Annotated in this window: 9 protein-coding genes and 1 pseudogene; 6 read left to right on the top strand and 4 right to left on the bottom strand. The window is 69.0% G+C overall.

Annotation, left to right across the window (positions count from 1 at the left end):
• Positions 1-256: 256 nt before the first annotated feature.
• Positions 257-1,387, top strand: coding sequence for a glycoside hydrolase family 6 protein (locus FE633_RS08290; protein ID WP_138044437.1), 1,131 nt, complete (start codon positions 257-259; stop codon positions 1,385-1,387).
• A gap of 141 nt (positions 1,388-1,528) precedes the next feature.
• On the opposite strand, the gene FE633_RS08285 is transcribed toward FE633_RS08290, so the two are convergent.
• Together FE633_RS08285 and FE633_RS49710 are read right to left on the bottom strand one after the other, a co-directional pair.
• Entirely contained in the window at positions 1,529-3,043 is a 1,515-nt protein-coding gene (locus tag FE633_RS08285) for an alpha/beta fold hydrolase (RefSeq protein WP_246113498.1), read from the bottom strand.
• A gap of 221 nt (positions 3,044-3,264) precedes the next feature.
• Positions 3,265-3,369: pseudogene (locus FE633_RS49710) on the bottom strand (transposase); the annotation flags it as partial.
• A gap of 21 nt (positions 3,370-3,390) precedes the next feature.
• On the opposite strand from FE633_RS49710, the gene FE633_RS49170 reads away from it, so the two are divergent.
• Positions 3,391-3,519, top strand: a complete 129-nt coding sequence (locus FE633_RS49170; protein ID WP_281291148.1) for a hypothetical protein — start codon at positions 3,391-3,393, stop codon at positions 3,517-3,519.
• Between the two features lie 328 nt (positions 3,520-3,847).
• Here FE633_RS49170 and FE633_RS08270 read toward each other — a convergent pair whose 3' ends face one another.
• Entirely contained in the window at positions 3,848-6,940 is a 3,093-nt protein-coding gene (locus FE633_RS08270; RefSeq protein ID WP_138044436.1) for a glycoside hydrolase family 2 TIM barrel-domain containing protein, read from the bottom strand.
• 54 nt (positions 6,941-6,994) lie between these two features.
• A complete protein-coding gene (locus FE633_RS08265; RefSeq protein WP_138044435.1) occupies positions 6,995-10,054 on the bottom strand; it encodes an alpha-mannosidase in 3,060 nt (1,019 codons plus the stop codon).
• A 401-nt stretch (positions 10,055-10,455) separates the two neighbouring features.
• Here FE633_RS08265 and FE633_RS08260 point away from each other — a divergent pair, with 401 nt between their 5' ends.
• From FE633_RS08260 to FE633_RS08245, 4 genes are read left to right on the top strand one after another with little or no spacing between them, the layout of a single operon-like run.
• Positions 10,456-12,096: an ABC transporter substrate-binding protein gene (locus tag FE633_RS08260; RefSeq protein ID WP_138044434.1), complete on the top strand. Its 1,641-nt coding sequence runs from the start codon at positions 10,456-10,458 to the stop codon at positions 12,094-12,096.
• Between the two features lie 12 nt (positions 12,097-12,108).
• Positions 12,109-13,191 (top strand): ABC transporter permease, encoded by a 1,083-nt coding sequence (locus FE633_RS08255; RefSeq protein ID WP_138044433.1) that lies wholly within the window; start codon positions 12,109-12,111, stop codon positions 13,189-13,191.
• A gap of 7 nt (positions 13,192-13,198) precedes the next feature.
• On the top strand, positions 13,199-14,107 hold the full coding sequence (locus tag FE633_RS08250) for an ABC transporter permease (protein WP_246113496.1): 909 nt from the start codon (positions 13,199-13,201) through the stop codon (positions 14,105-14,107).
• Complete coding sequence (locus tag FE633_RS08245) at positions 14,097-15,143, top strand: ABC transporter ATP-binding protein (RefSeq protein ID WP_138044432.1); 1,047 nt, start codon at positions 14,097-14,099, stop codon at positions 15,141-15,143. The genes FE633_RS08250 and FE633_RS08245 overlap by 11 nt, the downstream gene beginning before the upstream one ends.
• The last annotated feature ends 21 nt before the right edge of the window (positions 15,144-15,164 follow it).

Below are 15,164 nucleotides of genomic sequence, written 5' to 3'. Positions count from 1 at the left end.
AGTTCAGGCGCTGTCGGCGGATCCAGGCCGCGATCGTGTGGTCCTCTTGCCGGAAGTCCCGACCGCAGCCAAGTCATCGCGTCTCATCCTTCTCCTCTGCCCCGTTGTCCCGCGCTCGTATTGATGAGAGCCCACCCCTCGTCGAGTCTCGTGTGGGAGCGCTCCCGCAAGTCCTTGGCGACCGTTGCGAACCAGGAGTGAACCCATGAGACGTATCTCAACAGGCCTGGCTGCCCTAGTGGTTGGCCTGGCCTCTATGCTGTCCGCGCCGACTGCCGGCGCGGAGGACGCGGAAAATTCCGAACGGCACAGACCCGGCCTGTACGTACCCGACGCGAACCCGGCGGCATACCGCCAGGCGTTCGAGTTGGGGCGTGCGGGCCGGCTCCGCGACGCGGCGGGCATCCTGACCATGGCGCACACGCCGCAGGCGGTCTGGTACGGCGACCAGACGCCGCGCCAGGTCGAGCGGCAGATCCGCGAGGTGGCGCGCGACGCGGACCGGGGCGGCACGCTCCCGGTCTTCGCGCTCTACAACGTGCCCGGCCGCGACTGCTCCAACTACTCGGCCGGCGGGGCCGCCAACACGGCCGAGTACAAGGCGTGGATCGACGCGATCGCGCGCGGCATCGGCAGCCGTGACGCGCTGGTCGTCCTCGAACCCGACTCCCTCGCCCTGCTCCCCGCCGACTGCGGTCAGGACGACGCCCAGGGGACGCTGACCGCGGCGCGCTACACCGAGGTCAACTACGCGGTCGACAAGCTGGAACCACTGCGCGGCACCCGCGTGTACCTGGACACCGGCCACTCCAGCTGGCACTCGGTCAACTCGATCGTCCCCCGCCTCCTCAAGGGCGGCGTCGCCCGCGCGTCGGGCTTCTACACGAACACGTCCAACTACCAGACCGACGACGCCAACTCCTGGTACGGCAAGCTGATCTCGTCGTGCGTCGCCTACGTCGACGGAGGCGGTGACGCGGCCGCCTGCCCCAACCAGTGGTCGCCACGCGCCGACGCGCAGGCCTGGCTCGACGAGAACGTACAGGTGCCGGCCTCCCGTATGAAGCACTTCGTCACCGACTCCAGCCGCAACGGCCGGGGCCCCTGGACCCCGCCCCCGGGCAAGTACACGGACCCGCAGGACTGGTGCAACCCGCCCGACCGCGGACTCGGCGCGCGCCCCACTCTGCGCACGGGCGATCCGCTCCAGGACGCGAGGCTCTGGATCAAGATCCCCGGCGAGTCGGACGGGCTGTGCCTGCGGGGCACGGAAGGACCGGAGGATCCGGAACGCGGGATGGTCGACCCGAAGGCGGGGGACTGGTTCCCCGAACAGGCCCTGGAACTGGTGCGGTTGGCCAATCCACCCATCCTGGGCGGAGTCTGACGGCCCCTCCGGGAATGTACCGGGGCGGCCCCGCCCGTGAGGGGCGTGAGGCGTACGTGCGCACACCGCTCCGCAGCCTTTGAGTGAACGGTTGAGGCCGCCCCGGCGTTGTGCTCTGCCGGGGCGGCCTGCTCCTTGCGATCAGTTCATCGCGGCGGGGCCACAACGACTCCCGGCGCTCGGGATCTTCAGCTCCGTGAGGTAGTCGTCAACGGCGTCGCGTGTGCAGTCACTGCGGCCGTAGACGCTGTGTCCCGCGCCCTCGTACGGCACCAGCACAGTCGTCCTGCGCGTCTGCCGGTGCACATTGGTCGCCCACGCGTAGTTGTTCGCCGGGTCGTGCAGCGAATGCAGCATGAGGATCTTGGGTGCCTCGGTGATGCGCAGACGATGCTGCGGGTTGTTCACCTCGTCGGGCCAGCCGACGCAGCCGGCCACCGCGGCGTGGGTGCGTGGTGCGCCGCGCATGTGCGGTGCGGCCCGTAGTTCGGCTGTGGTCAGGCCGGCGAACTCGCGGTAGTCCTTCGGCCGGAATCGCCAGTCCTGGCAGAACACCGCGTAGAACGGTTCCGCGATCGTCTGCTGCTCCGCTCCCTGCGACGTCCCCGGTTGAGGTTGCTGAGACGGCCGCCGCTCCTTCGGTTCCTGTGCGTCCAGCTCCGCCACATATGTGGCCAGCTCGTCCCAGTCCGGGCCGTAGAAGTACTCCTTGAAGGCGGTAAATGCGATCGCGTTCGCGGTGAGAACCTGGTCAGGGCTCTCCGGATCGTGTATCTCCCCCCGGTCCGCCCTGGCGAGGAGGTTGTCCCATACGGCGGTGACGTCACGGCCGTGCAGGGCGCAGGAGCTGGTGGACTCACACCACTTCACGAACTGGTGGAACGAGTCCTCCGCGGTGGCCGCCGAGGAGACGAGGAACTCGCGGGCGCCCAGGCTGTGGTCGATGTTCGCGGTGAGGGCCATGGTCCGGATCCGGTCGCCGTACTGCTCCGCGTACTGCTCGCCGATCAGCGTGCCGTAGGAGTGGCCGAAGTAGTTGATCTTCTTCTCGCCCAGAGACCTGCGGATCGCGTCCATGTCCCGGACGACGCTCAAGGTGTCGGCGTGGTCGAAGACCGGACCGCTGTGCCGTCGGCAGTCCTCGCGTAATGTGCGGTTGAACTCGGCGAGTTGATCGAACTCCGCCTGGTTGCGGGGGTATGGCGACGGGCGTTGGTTCAGCAGCTTCTGCGAGCACTTGACCGGTTGGCTGCGCCCGACACCCCGTGGGTCGAATCCGATGATGTCGAACTTTTCCTGGATGTCCGCGCTGAAGTAGGACGTTGCATCCCCTACGGCGAAGTCCACACCCGATGCGCCCGGTCCACCCGGGTTGACCAGCAGCACGCCGACCCGGCGATCCGGATCGGTCGCCTTGCGACGGGCCACCGCGAGATCGAATTTTTCGCCCGACGGGCGGGCCCAGTCGACGGGCAGGCGCAGGGTCCCGCATTCCGCCGAGGCGTCCTTGGAGCACGGTTTCCAGTCGATGGCTTCTTGTGTCGTCAGGCCTCGGCCAGGAGGGTCGGCCTCTGCCGCCTCCGCGCCCGGCGTCAACGCTCCGGCGAGCACTCCGGCGGCGAGCACTCCGGTGAGCGCCCTGAAGAGTAAGTGCATGAAGTCCCTTCCGAGGGTCTTACGAAATGGAGCACGGGGGGTGCCCCCGGTGAACATGGCAGTGAGCCCACCGGGGCACAACCGCGCAAGACAGGAATCAGGGAAGGGACCGGGACGCGGTCAGGGTTGTCCTCAGGGGGCGCCTCAGGGGTTGCTTCCAGCGTCCTGAGTTCTTCCCGCACTTGGTGCGGCTCCGACGATGGTCGGCCGGGCTTGTCTCAGAGGTACGGGCGCACATGCGCGTCGTACTTCTGGCGGAGTCTTCGCGAGCTGACGCCCTTGAGGCTGTTGACCAGCTTGGAGAGCTGCATTTTGGGCGTGTAGTGCCACCAGCAGGTGCGGCCGTCGTGAGCGAACACGGCCTGGAGAAGCGGCAGTTCGGGCATCGTGCCCGACTGGCACTGTCCCGTGCATGTGAGCTCAAGGTCGACGCCCAGGCGCACGCTGCCATCGGCAAGAAGCTCTTGTCGTTCTGAGCTCGTGCTGTTCCAGCAGTCCGACGACCGACGGCATCCGCAACCTCCTGGGGAGCGACGACACGACACGCCACCACTCCCACCGAATCACCGAGCCTATGCCTGACCAGCGAAAACGCCGCCCTCAGATTCGGAAGGACAACAGCCACTCACCCAGGCCCAGACGTACGCCAGCGACACAGGCTTCGGCGCCGACACCACTCCGACCGCCGCCGCTTGGATCGAGCCGTACTGGTACCGGGGAGACGACTACGCGGGCGCCACCAGGCCAGTCGGCCGATCAGTGTAGGTTCCGATTAGAGATGAAAGATCGCGTGAGCCGGTTGTTCTAACTCGCAGGTTGGCCGGACGACCGGCCCCGCAGCGTCCACGACCAGTGGTAGCGCCCCGGTCCCACCAGGTAGGGCGGGAGGGTGTCGGGGCCACAGGAGGCGGTGCCGAGTCCCCGGTGGGCGGCGTCCAGGTGGACGGTGAGGTGCGGACGGGCGGTGAGTTCGTCGTGATGGTGGGCGGCCGCCAGATCCGAGGCGGTGAAGTGGGTCAGGCCGACCTGCCGAGGTACGTCCAGGTGGACGGCCAGGGCCGGGCCGGAGCCTTCTCGTGCCGCGAGGGTGAACCAGCGCACCCCGTGGCGTCCGCCGCTCTCCTGCGGGCGCACGTACGGGGTGAACAGGTCCCGCACCAGGCAGCGGTAGCGGCCGACCGGGCCGCCCGCGTACCGGTCGGGGTAGGTCTCCCCGGGGCCGTGGCCGAACCACTCGACCCGGTCGAGTCCGGAGGTGACGCTGAAGACGGTGCCGACCCGGGCCAGGTCGTCGAGGGCATCGGGGACCTCCGCCGTCTCCTCCAGCAGGAGGACGCCCCCGGCCAGTGCCGTGAACGCCTGCTCGTGGAGTACCACTCCGGCGACGGTGGTGTATTCGGCCCGTACTACGAGACGCTCGCCGTCACGCTTGATGTCGGTCAACGTCCGTTCGGGGGACGGCAGCCCCTGCTCCTCCCAGCGGTCGGCCACTCCCGCCAGGCGGTCGTTGTCGGTCGGGGCGCGCCACAGGCTGAGCGTGGGGGGTGCGGTGAGCAGGGGGTGGACCAGGAATCCTTGGTCGTCCACCTCGATGCGGTCCGGAGTGCCGGTGGGGGTGGCCGCGCCGGCGCGGGTCGGGAGTCCGCGCGTCTCACCCCGTAGCCTGACCTGTGGTGCGCACAGCTCGGTGCCGCGCGGCGCCCAGGTCTCGTCGGCGGCTGTGGAAACGCGCAACGTGAGCCAGACTTCTCCCGCCTCGGGCAGCAGAGCGAGAAGCCCGGGCGGGACCGGGACGGCGCGGGAGTCTCCGGGACCGATGCGCGGGAGCTCCGCCGGAGCGGTTACTGCTGAGCCATGCACGCCGGAGGCGTCGATGGCGTCACCGGGAGCAGCCGGCCCAGCGGGCTCCAGCCGCCACTCCCCCGTCAACCAGCCGAGGTCACGGAAATGCTGACGGTTGCGGACGAGCACCTCCCCGGAGTCGAGCAGTTCAAGACGGACGGGCGCGGCGAGTTCCCGGTGCTCGTACATACCCGGTTTTGGTGTGCGGTCCGGGAGGACCAGCCCGTCGGCGCAGAAGGCTCCGTCATGCGGACTGTCGCCGAAGTCGCCACCGTACGCCCAGCGGTGGCCCGGCGTGGTGACCCCGTCCGCGTAACCTCCGATGGTGCCCGGACCAGCCGGGCGGCCGTCGGAGAGCCGCTGCAGGATGCCGTGGTCCCAGAACTCCCAGATGAAACCGCCCTGCAGGCCCGGTGTGGACTCGATGGCCGTCCAGTAGTCGGCGAGGGAGCCGTTGCCGTTGCCCATGGCGTGCGAGTACTCGCACAGGATCAGCGGCTTGGTCTGCCCGCCCGAGGTGGCGTGCGCGACGATCCGGTCGATCGAGGTGTACATCGGGCAGATGATGTCGGTGGCGGTCCCCGACCGCGACCAGTCGCCGCCGAGCGCACCCTCGTACTGCAGCGGGCGGGTGGGGTCGTAGCGGCGCAGCCACCCTGCGGCGGCGTCGTGGTGGGAGCCGTAGCCGCTCTCGTTGCCCAGTGACCAGATGACGACGCTCGGGTGGTTCTTGTCCCGGGTCACCATGCGCGCCACCCGTTCGAGGAAGGCACCGCGGTAGCCGGGATCGTGCGCCATCTCGTCGTAGTGGCCGTGGCTTTCGATGTCGGCCTCGTCCACCACGTACAGGCCGAGTTCGTCGGCTAGGTCGAGCAGGGCCGGGTCGTTGGGGTAGTGCGAGGTACGGACGGCGTTGAAGCCGAACCGCTTCATGGTCGTCAGGTCCGCGCGCAGGTCCTCCTCGGTGAGGACGCGTCCGGTGAGCGGGTGGAAGTCATGCCGGTTGACGCCCCGGACGAGCACCCGCTCGCCGTTGATCAGCAGGTCCCTGCCCTCGATCTCGACCGTACGGAAGCCGACGTGGCAGCGGGTCTCGTCGGCGACCGTGCCGTCGGGGTGGTGGAGTCGTACGGTCAGGTCGTACAGCTCGGGTGTCTCGGCCGACCAGGCACGTACCTCCGGGACGCCGGCGGTCAGTGTGGCCTGGCCCTGCCAGTCGGAGGCCCGGTGGTCCTCGACGGCTTCCGCGGCGAGCGGCCGGGCAGGGCCGGCCCCCCGCCGGTCTTCGAGGTGCCCGGAAACATGCCAGCCGCCGGGGAGGAACCCAGCGGTGTGCCGGGCGTCGACGTCGACCCGCAACCGCCCTGTGCCAGGGGAGTTGAGGTCCGTCAGGTCCGTCAGGTCCGTCAGGTCCGCCTTCACGCGGACGTCGGCCAGGTACAGCGAGTCGGTCGCGTACAGGAAGACGGAGCGGGTGATACCTCCGTGCCACCAGTGATCCTGATCCTCGACGTACGTGGCGTCGGACCACTTCACGACGGTCAGCCGTACGGTGTTGGAGTCCCCGGCGCGAATCGCCTCGGTGACGTCGAACTCGCTCGCCAGGTGCGCGTCCTTCCCACCCCCCACCGGCTCACCATTGACCTCGGCGATCAGCACGCTCTCGGCTGCGCCCACGTGCAGCACCACGCGACGGCCCGCCCACGCGGCCGGTATGTCGACCTCGCGCTCATGCACCCCGGTGGGGTTGCCGGGCGGCAGATGTGGTGGAGGCTCGGGCCACGGCATACGGAAGTTGGTGTACTGCGGCAGGTCGCCGACGCCGTGGATGTCGTCGAAGTCCTGCATGGTCCAGCACCCGGGCACCACCAGCTCCGCCCAGCGGTCCGCCAACGGGGATTCGGGGGCCGGCAGCAGCTGGAACCGCCAGCGGCCGTCGAGTGCGATGCGGGTGCCGTGATCGCGGCGGGAGACGGCGTGCATGGGCAGCCGTCGCCAGCCGCTGACGTCGGGCGCGTCCCACAGGCACAGCGGGAGGGCGCGGGAGCTGGTCATGTCTCTCCAAAGATGTGGGCCCGGACTGCTTCGGTGGCTTCCGCGAGGGCGTAGTCATGCGCGGGCCAGCCGCAGTGTGACGATCTGGAACGGCCGCAGCGCCAGCTCCACCGCGCCGTCGGCGCGTACGGAGGTCACGGCGGGCCGCGGTGCCCGGCCGTCGGCCCAGGGCCGCTCCAACAGGTCCGTCTCCACCGCTCCGGCAGCCGCGAAGCCCGGTGTGAGCAGGGCCTGCGTCCGCCCGCCGTGCGCCTCGTACATCCGGACCACGACGTCACCGGAGGCGTCGTCCGCGAGCTTGACCGCCTCGATGACCACGGCGTCGTCGTCGACCGCGACCAGGGGCGGGACCTCCGCGTCGCCAGGGATCGTGCGCTCCGGCAGGTTGACGCGGTAGCCCTCCCGGACGGCGTCGCCGATCGTCGCCCCGGGTACGAGCGCGTAGCCGAGCCGGTGCACGCCCCTGTCCGGGTCCGGGTCGGGGAAGGTGGGTGAGCGCAGCAGTGACAGCCGTACGGTCGTGGTGATCCCGCCGTCCCCGCCGCCCTCCTCCGCGCGCCGCGACCGTGTGACGTCGTGCCCGTACGTGGAGTCGTTGACGACGGCGACGCCGTAGCGGGGTTCGCCGACGTGGATCCACCGGTGGGCGCAGATCTCGAACTTGGCCGCGTCCCATGAGGTGTTGGTGTGCGTGGGGCGCTGCACGTGCCCGAACTGCGTCTCGGAAGTGGACCGGTCGGTGTGGACGTCGAGCGCGAATGCCGCCTTGAGGATCGTGCGGGTCTCGCGCCAGTCCACGGTGGTGTCGATGTCGAGACGTGGCGAGCCGGCGGCGAGCCGCAGGGTCTGCTCGATCGTCGAGTTCCGGAAGCGGCGGACGACCCTCACGCTCACGGCCTGCGGACCGTCCTCGGCGAGCGCCACCTCGTCCGCCTCCGTCAGGTCGGTGACGGTGTGGCGGTAGTAGTGGTCGACGTCCCAGGCGTCGCCGTTGTTCGGCAGGTCGGGGTGGATCTGCAGCAGGTTGCCGTAGCCGCCGGGCGCGATGGCCTCCCGCCGGGTGACGTGGTCCCGCACGGACGTGATCAGTCCTCGGCCGTCGATGACGGCGCGCAGCAGGCCGTTGTCCAGGACCCAGCCCTGGTCGGACCATGTGACGGTGACCCGTGCTGCTTCCGGCGGCGCGGCGGAGAGAGCGGCACCGAGGCCGCGCACCCCACCGCGAGCGTGCGGAGCTGCGTTGAAGGTCACGGCGCCGCCCGCTGTGGAGTCACCGGCCAGCGCCCGCAGCGCCTCCCCGATGATGTCCTCCAGTTCGGACATGACCTCGCGGTAGGTGTCGCGGGCTTCCCGGTTGACCCAGGCGATCCCGGATCCGGGCAGGATGTCGTGGAACTGGTGCAGCAGCATGGTCTTCCAGAGCCGGTCCAACTGCTCGTACCGGTACGGGAAGTCGGTCCTGACGGCGGCTGTGGCGGACCACAACTCTGCCTCGCGGAGCAGATGTTCGCTGCGCCGGTTGCCCTGCTTGGTCGTCGCGACGGACGTGTAGGTGCCCCGGTGCAGCTCCAGGTACAGCTCGCCCAGCCACACCGGTGCGTTCGGATAGTCGGCCCGGGCCTTCTCGAAGAAGGCTGACGGCGTCTCGATCTCGACGCGCGGCGATCCTTCCAGATCGGCGAGGCGCTGCGCTCGGGCAAGCATCTCGCGGGTGGGACCGCCGCCGCCGTCGCCCCACCCGAAGGGCACCAGCGAGCGGGTGGCGGAGCCCTTGTCCTGGAAGTTGCGCACCGCGTGCGCCATCTCCTCGCCGGTGAACGACGCGTTGTACGTGTCGACCGGCGGGAAGTGCGTGAACACCCGGGTGCCGTCGATGCCCTCCCACCAGAAGGTGTGGTGCGGGAACTTGTTGAACTGACTCCAGGAGATCTTCTGGGTCAGGAAGTACGTGGAGTTGGACAGCCGCACCAGCTGTGGCAGCGCTGCCGAGTAGCCGAACGAGTCGGGCAGCCAGGCCTCGTCGGTCTCGATGCCGAACTCCTGAAGGAAGAACCGTTTGCCGTACGTGAACTGACGGGCCATCGCCTCGGAACCCGGCATGTTGGTGTCGGCCTCCACCCACATGCCGCCGACCGGCACGAACTGCCCGCTTGCCACCTTCTCCTTGACCCTGACGTACACCTCGGGCCGATGTTCCTTGATCCACTCCAGTTGCTGCGCCTGGGACATGGCGAAGACGAACCCTGGGTGCCGGTCCATGAGGTCGGTGACGTTGGACGTCGTGCGGGCGACTTTTCGTACCGTTTCGCGTAGCGGCCACAGCCATGCCGAGTCGATATGAGCGTGGCCCACCGCGCTGATCCGGTGCGCAGAGGCGTGTGCGGGTCTCGCCAGCGCGTCGGCGAGCACGCGGCGCGCCTCCGCTGCGGCGGCGCCCACGTCGCCGCGGAAGTCCAGGAGGTCCACGGCACGTTCCAGGGTGCGCAGGATCTCCCAGCGGCGCACGTCGTCGGTGGACAGTTGCAGCATCAGCTGGTTCAGCACTTCGAAGTCCTGCACCAGCTCCCACACCTCGGTGTCGAACACCGCCAAGTCCATCCGGCGCAAGCGATAGATCGGCTCGTCACCGGCGGTGTCCCAGTCGCCCATGCGGCTGACGGGGCCGTCGATCTCCGGGTTGGAGGAGGCTTCCAGGTACAGCAGGACCTCCTCGCCGCCCGCGGCCTGGTCGGCGATCCGCACCCAATGGGTGCGCGGGTTGAGGGACTTGATGGCGGTGGCGTCCGGACGGTAGACCAGCGCCTCCGCCTGGAAGCCGGGGCCGGCACCGGTGAAGCCGAGGTCCATGACGGCCTCGACCGTCGCCCCGGCCCAGTCCTCGGGCACGCTGCCGCGGACCCGGAACCAGACGGTCCCCCAGGGGCGGCCCCACGCCTGGCCGGTCTTGACCGGTTCGTACGTCGCGGTCAGTCCCTCGGCCACCGGCACCGGTTCGCCGGGTGCGTGCCACGCCTCCAACTCCAAGGGCACCGACCGCGGATAGAGCTTCGGTCTGATCCGGTCCCTCAGTGCCTGCGCCAGCCTGGTCTCTATCAGGCTTCTGTCGTCATGCATGACTGATGCTCCCTGTGTCGACGGGACGCCGTCATCCGCGACCACTCATCGGATCTTTTGAGGCTGGCACCGCAACTCGAAGAGTGTCAATGCCCAACGTCGGCGAGATCGCTCGCCGGAACCGTGCACAGCAACCGGAAGCGGTTTCTCCCACATCCTCACCACCTCGGACTATCAAAGCTTTTGCAGAGGTGTTGACAACCCACCGAGGCCCGCTCATAGTCGGTTCGCAACAGAGCCCGTGAACGATCCCGGGATCGTTATCGGCGCGCGTCCCCCATCAGCTGCTGCGCGCCTAAAGCTCCGATGTTTCTCCTTCTGGTCGGCCCGTTACGCAGAGGCCACATCCGCGACGCGACGTGCGCGCCGAGAACCAAGCAACTGTGGAAGGAACACACACCATGAGAAAGCGGCTGCGGCCGGGTGCGTCCTGTGCCATCGCGCTCGGGCTGGCTCTGTCCCTCGGCGCCTGCTCAGGAGGCGTCGCCAAGCAGGCCTCGGGGACCGCAGGCACGATCAACGTCGAGGCGCCCAACAGCGCCCCGACGTTCACCAACAACTTCAACCCGTTCAGCCAGTCGGACACCGGTCCCGGGCTGAACATCATCTACGAGCCGCTCCTCGCCTCGAACCGGGCGAAGGGCGGTGTGCTCATTCCGTGGCTCGCGAAGTCATGGGCCTGGTCGGACGGCGGACGCACCGCGACCCTCACGCTCCGGCCCGGCGTGAAGTTCTCCGACGGCAATCCCCTCACGCCCGCCGACGTGGTCTACAGCCTCGACCTGCTGCTGAAGAACCCCAAGCTGGGCGGCGCGACGTACTCGGCCGTCAAGGCGGTGGGCTCCGATGCGGTGGCGGTCACCTGGAAGTCCGCTGCCTACCAGCAGCTCGGCGACCTGAAGACCATCAACATCATCGAGAAGAAGCTGTGGGTGAACCGCAAACCGCTCACCTACGTGGACAAGAACCCCGTCGGCACCGGCCCGTTCGCGATGAAGGCGTTCTCGCCGCAGGCCGTCACCATGGCCGCCCGGACGGACTACTGGGGCGGCAAGCCGGCCATGGCCAACCTCAAGTACGTCGCCGCCACCAGCGCCAACATCCAGACGCAGCTGCAGAACAACAGCATCGACTTCTGCACCTGTGACATCGACGCCAAGAGCTACGTCGCCTCCGATCCCCAGCGCCACCGCTTCATCATGGCGTGGGACGGCTCGGTGGTCTCCGTGATGCTCAACAACGGCAAGGCGCCCTTCAGCGACGTCCATGTCCGCCGCGCCTTCGCCGACGCCGTCGACACCGCGGCCATCGCGAAGCTCGCCTCCAGCAAGCTGCCGCTCCAGGAACCGCCCGCCAGCCCCACCGGCCTGTCGACCAAGACGTACAAGGACTGGATCGACCCGAAGTACCTGGCCCCGCGCAAGCAGGACGTGGCAGCCGCCAAGGCGTCCCTGCAGGCCGGCGGTTACACCGTCCAGGGCGGCCGGCTCATGAAGGACGGCAAGCAGCTGCCGGTCACCTTCGTCGCGCCCAGTGACACGCCGTTCATCATGACCATCGCCCAGCTCGTCATCCAGCAGATCAAGCAGACGCTCGGGATCGACATCAAGCTCAGCGGCGGCGCGAACGCCTCGGACGAGGTCGCCAAGGGCAAGTACGACCTCGCGTCGACCTGGCTGTCCAGCGGTGAGGGCATCTACACCGCCCTGAACCAGTTCAACGGCTCCCTGGCCTCCCCCATCGGCACCGAGGCGAGCAACAACAGCGTCCGCTTCCGCAACGCCGCCTTCGACAAGGTCCTTGCCGAGATGGCCGGTACGGATGACCAGAACCGGCTGAAGCAGCTGGGCATGCAGGCCCAGGCGATCTTCGTGGACCAGGTCCCGACCATCCCGCTCTTCTCCTCCGGCGCCGCGGGCGTGGCCAACACGAGGCACTGGACCGGGTGGCCGCCGGCCGCGAACCCGGACTACCTCGCCAACACCGGTTCCGGCACCGAGCTCATCACCACTCTTCTGCACCTCAAGCCCGCCAAGGGCTGAGGGGAGACCGTGATGACCGCCCCCCTGACCGCCTCCGGGACCGGCCTCGCCCCGCAGGGCGGGGCCGGGGAGGCCGCGCGCCCGGCCCGGCGCCGCACCAGGTGGACCTGGCTCGGCAGCCGGCTCGGCTTCTACCTCTTCGTGACGTGGGTCGCAATCACGCTGAACTTCTTCATCCCCCGGCTCATGCCGGGGGACCCGGCACAGGCGATCATCAGCGCGATGGCCCAGCGCAACGGGCAGACCCCGCCCCCCGCGACCGTCCACTCCATCCAACTGCTCTTCGGCAACCCTGACCGGCCCCTGTTCTCCCAGTATCTGGGCTACCTCGGGGAACTCGCCCACGGCGACCTGGGACTGTCCATCAGCCAGTACCCCGTTCCGGTGATCGACCTGGTCAGGGCGGCACTGCCCTGGACGCTCGTGCTAGTGGGCAGTTCGACGGTGATCGCATTCGTGATCGGCGTGGGACTCGGCATCGTCGTCGGCTGGCGGCCCGGCCGCCGGTTCGACACCGTGGTGACCCCGCTGTCCACGGTGGTCGGCGTCGTCCCGTACTTCTGGATCGCGCTGCTCGCCGTGTGGATCTTCGCCGTCCAGCTCGGCTGGGCTCCCGTGTCCGGCGGCTACTCGGTGGACACCCTGCCCGGCCTCAACCTGCCGTTCCTGGTGAGCACACTGCACTACGGCCTGCTGCCGGTCGCCACCATCGTCTTCTCCTCGTTCGGCGGCTGGGTCTTCGGCCAGCGCAACATGATGGTCACCACGCTCAGCGAGGACTACGTCCTGCTCGCCCGGGCCAAGGGCCTGCCCGGCTGGAAGGTCATGCTGGTCTACGCCGCGCGCAACGCGATGCTCCCCAGCATCACCAACTTCGCCCTCGCGATCGGCGGACTGGTCGGCGGCGCCCTGCTCACCGAGATCGTGTTCTCGTACCCCGGCATGGGGTTCCTGCTCTTCGAGGCGGTCTCCAAGCGTGACTACCCGACGATGCAGGCCGTCTTCCTGCTGATCACCCTCGCCGTGCTGCTGGCCAACTTCGTCGCGGACTCGGTGTACGTCCTGCTGGATCCGCGGACCAGGGAATCGAGGTGACACACACGTGGTCAAGAGACTGCTGACCGGCTGGAAGGTACGCCTCGGCGCGGCCGTGTTCGCCTTCTTCTGTCTGCTCGCCGTGTTCGGGCCGTGGATGACGCACCAGCTGCTCCATCAAAGCGCAACTGCTCTCGACCTCAACTCCGTCAGTGCGCCACCGAGTTCGAAGCACCTGCTCGGGACGACCGCGAACGGGCAGGACGTCCTGGCGCAACTGGTGTCCGGCACCCGTGAGTCGATGCTCGCCGGTCTGGTCGCCTCGGTGCTCGGTACCTCCATCGCCGTCGTGGTCGGGGTGACCGCCGGACTTGCGGGCGGGATCGTCGACTCCGCCCTCACGGGTCTGACCAACGTCTTCCTCACCATGCCCGGGTTCGCGCTGATCTTCGTGATCAGCGGCTACACCCGGGGCGGCGGTCCGGTGGTCATCGGCATCATCATCGGACTCTTCGGCTGGGCGGGGGGCACCCGGGCACTGCGAGCCCAGGCCATGAGCCTGCGCAGCAGGGAGTTCGTCCTCGCCATGCGGATGCTCGGCGAGAGCCGGTGGCGACTGGCGATGGTCGAGGTCCTGCCGCACCTGATCGGCTGGATCTCCGCCATGTTCCTCGGCGGCTTCGTCGGCGGTGTACTGGCGGAGGCCGGCCTGGCTTTCCTCGGCGTCTCCGACCCCAGCACCATCAGCTGGGGAATCATGATCAGCCAGGCGCAGCAGGGCAACGCCCTCATCAGCGGCATGTGGTGGTGGTTCGCTCCGCCGGGCCTGTGCATCGCCCTGCTCGGTGCCTCCGTCGCCCTGGTCAACTTCGGCGTCGACGAGATCTCCAACCCGCGTCTGCGCAACGCCAACCGGTCCCTGGTGAAGCGCGCGCAGCAGGCGAGCCGAGCCAAGGAGGTGTCGCATGCCCGGTGAGAACGGCGAGACACTGCTGGACGTCCGGGGGCTGACCGTCGAATACCTCTCTGAGCGGGGGTCCGTGTGCGCCTGCGACGACGTGTCCTTCACCGTCCGGCGCGGCGAGATCCTCGGCGTCGCGGGCGAGTCCGGCTCGGGCAAGTCCACCCTGATCACCGCCCTGACCCGGCTGGAGCGGCCGCCCGCGGTGACCACGGCGGGCGAAATCCTCTTCCGGCCCCGGGGAGCCGCGGAACCCGTCGACCTGGTCGGCCTGACCGAGCGGGACCTGAGGAAGCTGCGCTGGCGGGACATGGCCATCGTGCTGCAGAGCGCCATGAACGCCCTGAACCCCGTCATGCGGCTCAGCGCCCAGTTCACCGACGTCCTGCGTGAACACGACCGGACGCTCAGCCGGCAGGACGCTCGCGAACGCACCGGGGAACTGCTGGCCCTGGTCGGCCTCACCGCCGACCAGGCGAACCGCTATCCGCACGAACTGTCCGGCGGCACCCGGCAGCGCGCGACCATCGCCCTCGCCCTGGCCTGTGGCGCCGACCTCGTCGTCATGGACGAACCGACCACGGCCGTCGACGTGGTGATGCAGCGTCAGATACTTGCCAACATCCTGCGCCTACGCGCACGGCTCGGCTTCGCCGTGGTGTTCGTGACCCACGACCTGTCGCTGTTGGTCGAGCTGGCCGACCGGATCGCCATCATGTACGCGGGCCGGATCGTCGAGATCGGCACCGCCTTCGACATCTACCACCGCCCGGGCCACCCCTATACCGAGGGCCTGCGGGCCTCCTTCCCGCCGCTGCGGGAACCGGTCCGTCTGCTGAGCGGCATCCCGGGCTCGCCGCCGGACCTGCGCGACCCGCCGCCCGGCTGCGCCTTCCACCCTCGCTGCCCGCACCGGTTCGCGGCGTGCGACAGCGTCCTGCCGGTGCTGCGCCCGGTCGGCGACCAGCAGGTGGCCTGCCTGCTGCACTCCGGGCGATCAGCTCAGGAGCCTGCACGAAAGGAGAGGACCGACGATGCTGTCGGACACTGACGGCGGGGTGGACGCGCGGGC

It is taken from the genome of Streptomyces montanus (genome assembly GCF_005786655.1).
GTDB classification, from domain to species: domain Bacteria; phylum Actinomycetota; class Actinomycetes; order Streptomycetales; family Streptomycetaceae; genus Streptomyces; species Streptomyces sporangiiformans.
The sequence above is the reverse complement of the archived record's forward strand: the minus strand, read 5'-3'. Positions and strand labels throughout refer to the sequence as shown.

Coding starts and splice junctions, on each gene's coding strand:
- FE633_RS08290 (WP_138044437.1), top strand. CDS start 257: ATGCTGTCCGCGCCGACTGCCGGCGCGGAGGACGCGGAAAATTCCGAA.
- FE633_RS08285 (WP_246113498.1), bottom strand. CDS start 3,043: ATGCACTTACTCTTCAGGGCGCTCACCGGAGTGCTCGCCGCCGGAGTG.
- FE633_RS08270 (WP_138044436.1), bottom strand. CDS start 6,940: ATGACCAGCTCCCGCGCCCTCCCGCTGTGCCTGTGGGACGCGCCCGAC.
- FE633_RS08265 (WP_138044435.1), bottom strand. CDS start 10,054: ATGCATGACGACAGAAGCCTGATAGAGACCAGGCTGGCGCAGGCACTG.
- FE633_RS08260 (WP_138044434.1), top strand. CDS start 10,456: ATGAGAAAGCGGCTGCGGCCGGGTGCGTCCTGTGCCATCGCGCTCGGG.
- FE633_RS08255 (WP_138044433.1), top strand. CDS start 12,109: ATGACCGCCCCCCTGACCGCCTCCGGGACCGGCCTCGCCCCGCAGGGC.
- FE633_RS08245 (WP_138044432.1), top strand. CDS start 14,097: ATGCCCGGTGAGAACGGCGAGACACTGCTGGACGTCCGGGGGCTGACC.